Below are 5,454 nucleotides of genomic sequence, written 5' to 3'. Positions count from 1 at the left end.
ACCTTTCGAACAGCCTTGTCGATCTCCCTCAGACGGGCCTCGACCACGCGGGCCAGGGTCGCCTTCTGGCGAACGAGCCGCCCTCCCCACGGTCCCTGGCGGGTCAGTTCGATATTGCCTTCCAGTTCAGCGATCTGGGCGGTCACGCCGTCGATGGCGGCGGCCACCGAGCGGACGGCGGCCATACCGCCGCTGGTGTCGAAGTCCTCGACCTGAGCCAGTCCGGCATCAATGGAATCCAGCACCCGCAGGCCGAAATCGGCCAGTTCCGAGCCGGCCAGATAGGTCTCCGGCGGGCGGTCCATGATCGCCGAGATGAGCCGCAGGATCATCCACGACTGGGGCAGATGGGCGCCGAGCATCTCGAAGAACCGGGGACCAGCATCCTCGGAGATATCCACCGTGTCCTTGTAGGCGATCCGGGCCACAGCGGTGTCCTCATCAGTCACCCGCTGGATCCATTCCGGCAGGCGCCCCACAGCGGTGCGCAGGATCGGGATCATGTCCAGGCAATCGGCCAGCAGGCGCGCGCCGTCCGGACGCGCGGCCTCGGCGAGGTCGGCGGCGGCGGCGAACTTCGGATGATTCCGCTGCCGTACGCCCTTGGCGGCGCGGCGGGCGAGCACGTCGTAGGGCTCGGGCGAGCTCTGCCCGGCCTGGAATTCTTCATGGAGCGCTGCGGCCCGACCGACCTCGTGGGTGGCTTGATCGCGCAGGGCGCGCCAGACAAGCGCCAGGGCGCGGGCGGGAAAGGTCAGGCGCTCGGTGCGCCCGTCGCCGATACAGAGCGGTACGATCGGATGGAGCACGGCGTTGCGAAGCTGGCGGTCGCGGGCCTCGGTCTCCACCAGCAGGCGCACATCCACCAGGCCGGAATCCCCGCTGGCTCCGGACAGGGCGCCGCGAAGGTCGCCGACCACCCGGTCGGGCGCCGACTCCACCATCTGGCGCAGGATCGCAAGTTTCTGTTCGGGCAATCCGCCCATATAAATCCCTCAATGCATCAGCCGGCGCAGGGGCGACCCTGCCTCAGGAGCGGTTAAGGCTTCCCTTAACCCTACCGGTCCGTGGCCTGACGAAAGGCTGTGGCGTGACGTCGCCCCTAGCCTGTGAAAACCTGCGCCGCCGCGTCGCTGAAGGAGGTTTCCCATGAACCGCGCCCAGGCCTGCGCCTTCTGGCTGGACTCCGGCCAGCCCTCCCCCAGCGATGGGCTGCCTGGAGAGACCAAGGCCCGCCTGCGGGCGGCCTATGCCGAGCCCCACCGCCGCTATCACGACATGACCCACATCGCCGACTGCCTGGCCGAACTGGCCGCTGTCGAAGGTTTGGCCGATGAGCGCAGGCTGATCCTGGCCTACGCCATCTGGTGGCACGACGTGGTCTACGATCCAACCCGCAGCGACAACGAGGCCGCCAGCGCGGCCCTGGCGCGGCGCGACCTGGCCGCCCTTGGGGAGACCAAGACGATCTGCGCAGAGGTCGCGCGCCTGATCGAGCTGACCACCGGCCATCAGGTCGGCGAGGCAGACCCTGACGGCGCCCTGCTGGTCTCCATCGATCTGGCCGTGCTGGGGCGCTCTCCTGAGGCCTATGACGCCTATGCCGCAGCTATCCGGCAGGAATACGCCCACGTCCCCGACGCCTTCTTCCGACCCGGGCGGGCCGGGGTGTTGGGGCGCATTCTGGAGGCCCGGCCGCTCTATCCAGATCCCGCCTATCGCGCGCGCTACGAGGCGCAGGCCCGCAGCAACCTCTCCCGCGAGATCGCGGCCCTGAGCTGATCGTCAGGTCTCAGCCCGCGGGAGATCTATGGCCACCAGCAGGCCGCCCAGCTTGGCGTCGTCCAGGCGCAGGTCGCCGCCATAGGCCCTGGCCAGTTCGTCGATGATCGAAAGCCCCAGGCCCGAGCCCGGCGCGCTCTCGTCCAGCCTGGCGCCTCGCCGCAATACTTCGGGGCGGCGTTCGGCGGGCAGGCCAGGTCCGTTGTCTTCGATGGTCAGGCCCAGGCGCTCGGGAGATCTGGCCACGGCGCGGACCCGGACCTTGCCTCGGCTCCACTGCGCGGCGTTCTCCATGGCGTTGCCGGCCATCTCCAGCAGGTCCTGGCGCTCGCCCTGGAAGTACAGGTCTTCATCGCAGTCCCAGTCGATCTCGACGCCCTTGTCCTGGAAGATGCGCGACAGGGTCCGCGCCAGTTCGTCCAGCACGTCGGCCACGTCGGTGCGCTCGCCCCGTCCCGGCGTGCGGGCTGCGGCCCGGGCACGGCGCAGATGGTGGTCGACCTGCTGGCGCATGACCTCGGCCTGATGCTCGACCACCTCGCCCAGCGGGCCGGGCGTCTGGCGGGACTCCGTCAGCATCACCGACAGGGGGGTCTTCAGGGCGTGGGCCAGATTGCCCACATGGGTACGCTGACGCTCGACCACGTCCTGATTGTGGCTGACCAGGGCGTTCAGCTCCTCGGCCAGGGGTTCCAGTTCGATGGGATAGCGGCCGGCGATCCGTTCAGCCTTGCCGCGGCGAACCTCAGCCACCTCGCGGCGCAGGGCGAACAGGGGGCGCAGGCCAAAGCGGACCTGGAAGACAACCGCGCCCACCAGGCCGGCGCCCAGCAGCAGGAAGGCCACCGCCGTGGCGGTGATGAAGCCGCGCACGTCCCGGTCGATGGGCGAACGGTCCTCAGCGGCCATGAAGATCAGTGGGGCCTCGCGCCCCGGCAGGGTCGCCCGGCTGGCCATGGCGCGCAGAGGCTGGCTGATCGGACCGGGCGTCTCGTAGATCACGGGCCGGCCCGGGCTGGCTTCGAGCTGGGCGACCAGATCCTCCGGCGCCACGAGCTCGGCGTCCCAGAGGGAGCGGGAGCGGACGATGATCCGCCACTGGCCGTCCGGCAGGGGTTCGACCACCTGCCAATAGCGGCCGGAATAGGCTCGCAGCGCCCGCAGGTCGGTGAGCGCCGGGGCCAGGACCTGGCCGGACTCGTCCACCGTCGTGCCGGCCAGCAGGTTGTCGATCAGCTCGGCCAGCCCCTCGTCGAACCGGCGCAGGGCCGCCTGCTGGAACAGCAGCGCCAGCACCAGGGCCGAGACCAGCAGGACGGTCAGGCTCCAGCCGGCCGCCAGGATGACCAGGCGGCGGACCAGGGACGACTTGCGAAAGCCGTCCAGCATCATGGGCGCGGCCGGATGGCGCTCAAGAGGCGCTCGTCTCGGTTTCTTCGGTCGGACAGGTCAGGCGGTAGCCCAGACCGCGGACGGTCTCGATGCGGTCGGCGCCGATCTTCTTGCGGATGCGGCCGACAAAGACCTCGATGGTGTTGGAGTCGCGGTCGAAGTCCTGGTCGTAGAGGTGCTCGACCAGCTCGGTGCGGCTGATCACCCGGCCCTGGTGCATCATCAGATAGTGCAGCAGCCGGTACTCCAGCGACGTCAGACGCAGGGGTTCGCCATTGACCGAGGCCCGGGCCGCCCGAGGATCCAGGCGCAAGCCCCCGCAGGTCAGGTTCGGCGCTGCATGGCCAGCCGAACGGCGCAACAGGGCGCGCAGGCGGGCCAAAAGCTCCTCGGTATGGAAGGGTTTGGTGAGATAGTCGTCGGCGCCGGCGTCGAAACCGGCCACCTTTTCGCTCCAGGCGCCCCGGGCGGTGAGGATCAACACCGGCGTGGCCACCTCGCCGCGGCGCCAGCGCTCGAGCACCGAGACGCCGTCCACCTTGGGCAGGCCCAGGTCCAGAATCACGGCGTCATAGGGCTCGGTCTCACCCAGGAACTGGGCCTCCTCGCCATCGGGCGCATGGTCGACGGCGTAGCCGGCGTCGCCAAGGGCGCCCTTGAGCTGGCGCGACAGGTCGGGGTCGTCCTCGACAAGCAGGATGCGCATGGGTTCGGCCTCCCTTGAGGTCTGTTTCAGCCGCCCTGGCGGCCGATGATGGTTCCGGACTCGGCGTCGGCGATGAAGATGATCACTTCGCCGTCCGGGGTCTGCCACTGGACGAAATAGGCAGGGCGCCCGTTGTGCGCGCCCTGGGTGGTGTTCAGGTGTCTGCCCGGCGTGCGCTGGGCGATGGCGGCCAGAACCTGCGACAGCGGCGCCTGGCGGCCGGCCCGCACTGCGGCGCGGGCGGCGTCCTGATCGCCGCGGCCCGCCCCGAAGGACGAGCGCATGTCCGAGCCATACTGGGCCTGCGCGGCGCCCGGGGCGGCGGCGGCCAGAAGGACAGCGATGACGGCGAGGTGTTTCATGAACGCCGATCTAGGCCTTGACGACTGAACCGTGGCTGAACGCAGCGGTAAGATATCGCCAAGCGCCCGCTTCACCTTAGCGCGCAAGACCCGGCTTTAGCTACGGCGTCAGCTACGGCGTTTGGGCGCCGCCTTGGGCGCATAGGGCCGCTTGTCCCGCCAGGTCTGAGCGAACTTGATCAGCTCCGCATCCGGCGGTTCAGGCAGGGTGACCACGAGCCGCGCCAGAAGGTCGCCGCGCTTCCCCGCCGCATCCGGCAGGCCGCGGCCCTTCAGCCGCAGCATCGCGCCGGAATTGGCGCCGGCCGGTACGGTCAGGGTCACCGGACCCTCCGGCGTCGGCGCCTCGACCTTTCCGCCGAGGACCGCGTCATAGACGGTGACCGGCAGGTCCATCACCAGGCGGTCGCCCTCCAGATGGAAGATCGGGTGCGGGCGGATGTTCAGTTCGATGAAGGCGTCGCCCGGCCCGGCCCGGCCCGGCGAACCCTGCCCCTTCAGGCGCAGGGTCTGGCCTTCGGCCGCGCCCTTGGGGATGGTCACGTCGATGGTGCGTCCGTCAGAGAAGGCGATGCGCTTCTTGCCGCCGGCGATGGCTTCCTCAAGATCGATATCGAGGCGCGCCCGCACGTCCGCGCCGCGGGCGAAGCCGCCGCCGCCGAATTTGGCGACAAATGCACCTATATCCAGGGTGATATTTCGACCTATGAAGGCTGCAAGGCCCTGGCGGCGGAAATCGCGTCGCGCGAAGAGAAGCTCGACATTCTCGTCAACAACGCTGGCGTCGCATGGGGCGAGGAATATCTGTCGTTCCCGGAAAAGGGCTGGGACAAGGTTATGGATACCAATGTCAAAGGCCTGTTTTTCCTGACTCAGGCACTGCATCCGCAATTGAAAGCGGCGGCCAGCTTTGAGCGTCCGGCGAAAGTCATCAACATCGCGTCGATCGACGGGATGAAGGTTAACCCTTGGGAAACATACAGCTATCAGGCATCCAAGGCGGCGGTCATTCATCTGACCCGCAAGATGGCATCGAAATTGGTGCAGGAAGATATCATCATGACCGGCATCGCGCCCGGTGCCTTCGCTTCGTCGATGAACAAGGCGGCCCGCGATCATGAAGGCGCGGTCGAGAAAGGCATCCCGGCGAAACGCATCGGACGTCCCGAGGACATGGCCTCAGCGGCGGTGTTTCTTGCCAGTTCTGCCGGG

At 68.4% G+C, this 5,454-nt stretch carries 6 protein-coding genes and 1 pseudogene; 2 read left to right on the top strand and 5 right to left on the bottom strand.

Annotation, left to right across the window (positions count from 1 at the left end):
* A partial coding sequence (locus V7702_RS16480) for a hypothetical protein (protein WP_335651162.1) occupies window positions 1–986 on the bottom strand: 986 nt, incomplete at its 3' end.
* Between the two features lie 163 nt (window positions 987–1,149).
* Between V7702_RS16480 and V7702_RS16475 the strand changes: the two genes are divergently transcribed.
* Window positions 1,150–1,782 (top strand): HD domain-containing protein, encoded by a 633-nt coding sequence (locus V7702_RS16475; protein WP_335651161.1) that lies wholly within the window; start codon window positions 1,150–1,152, stop codon window positions 1,780–1,782.
* A 3-nt stretch (window positions 1,783–1,785) separates the two neighbouring features.
* Here V7702_RS16475 and V7702_RS16470 read toward each other — a convergent pair whose 3' ends face one another.
* The 4 genes and pseudogenes from V7702_RS16470 to V7702_RS16455 form a co-directional block, all read right to left on the bottom strand.
* Window positions 1,786–3,174, bottom strand: a complete 1,389-nt coding sequence (locus V7702_RS16470) for a sensor histidine kinase (protein WP_442958429.1) — start codon at window positions 3,172–3,174, stop codon at window positions 1,786–1,788.
* A 19-nt stretch (window positions 3,175–3,193) separates the two neighbouring features.
* A complete protein-coding gene (locus V7702_RS16465) occupies window positions 3,194–3,880 on the bottom strand; it encodes a response regulator transcription factor (protein ID WP_335651160.1) in 687 nt (228 codons plus the stop codon).
* A 26-nt stretch (window positions 3,881–3,906) separates the two neighbouring features.
* A complete protein-coding gene (locus V7702_RS16460) occupies window positions 3,907–4,242 on the bottom strand; it encodes a PepSY domain-containing protein (protein WP_335651159.1) in 336 nt (111 codons plus the stop codon).
* Window positions 4,243–4,350: 108 nt separating this feature from the next.
* Window positions 4,351–4,908 (bottom strand): annotated as a pseudogene (locus tag V7702_RS16455) (J domain-containing protein); the annotation flags it as partial.
* Between V7702_RS16455 and V7702_RS16450 the strand changes: the two are divergent.
* Window positions 4,849–5,454 (top strand): SDR family oxidoreductase (locus V7702_RS16450; RefSeq protein WP_335651163.1); only part of this gene is annotated, 606 nt, incomplete at its 3' end. The pseudogene V7702_RS16455 and the gene V7702_RS16450 overlap by 60 nt on opposite strands.

This window comes from Phenylobacterium sp., assembly GCF_036963605.1.
GTDB lineage: Bacteria > Pseudomonadota > Alphaproteobacteria > Caulobacterales > Caulobacteraceae > Phenylobacterium.
This window is presented reverse-complemented; position numbering and strand designations above follow the sequence as displayed.

Bases quoted from the DNA above. Each gene is read 5' to 3' on its own strand.
- V7702_RS16475 (WP_335651161.1), top strand. From the start codon at position 1,150: ATGAACCGCGCCCAGGCCTGCGCCTTCTGGCTGGACTCCGGCCAGCCC.
- V7702_RS16470 (WP_442958429.1), bottom strand. From the start codon at position 3,174: ATGATGCTGGACGGCTTTCGCAAGTCGTCCCTGGTCCGCCGCCTGGTC.
- V7702_RS16465 (WP_335651160.1), bottom strand. From the start codon at position 3,880: ATGCGCATCCTGCTTGTCGAGGACGACCCCGACCTGTCGCGCCAGCTC.
- V7702_RS16460 (WP_335651159.1), bottom strand. From the start codon at position 4,242: ATGAAACACCTCGCCGTCATCGCTGTCCTTCTGGCCGCCGCCGCCCCG.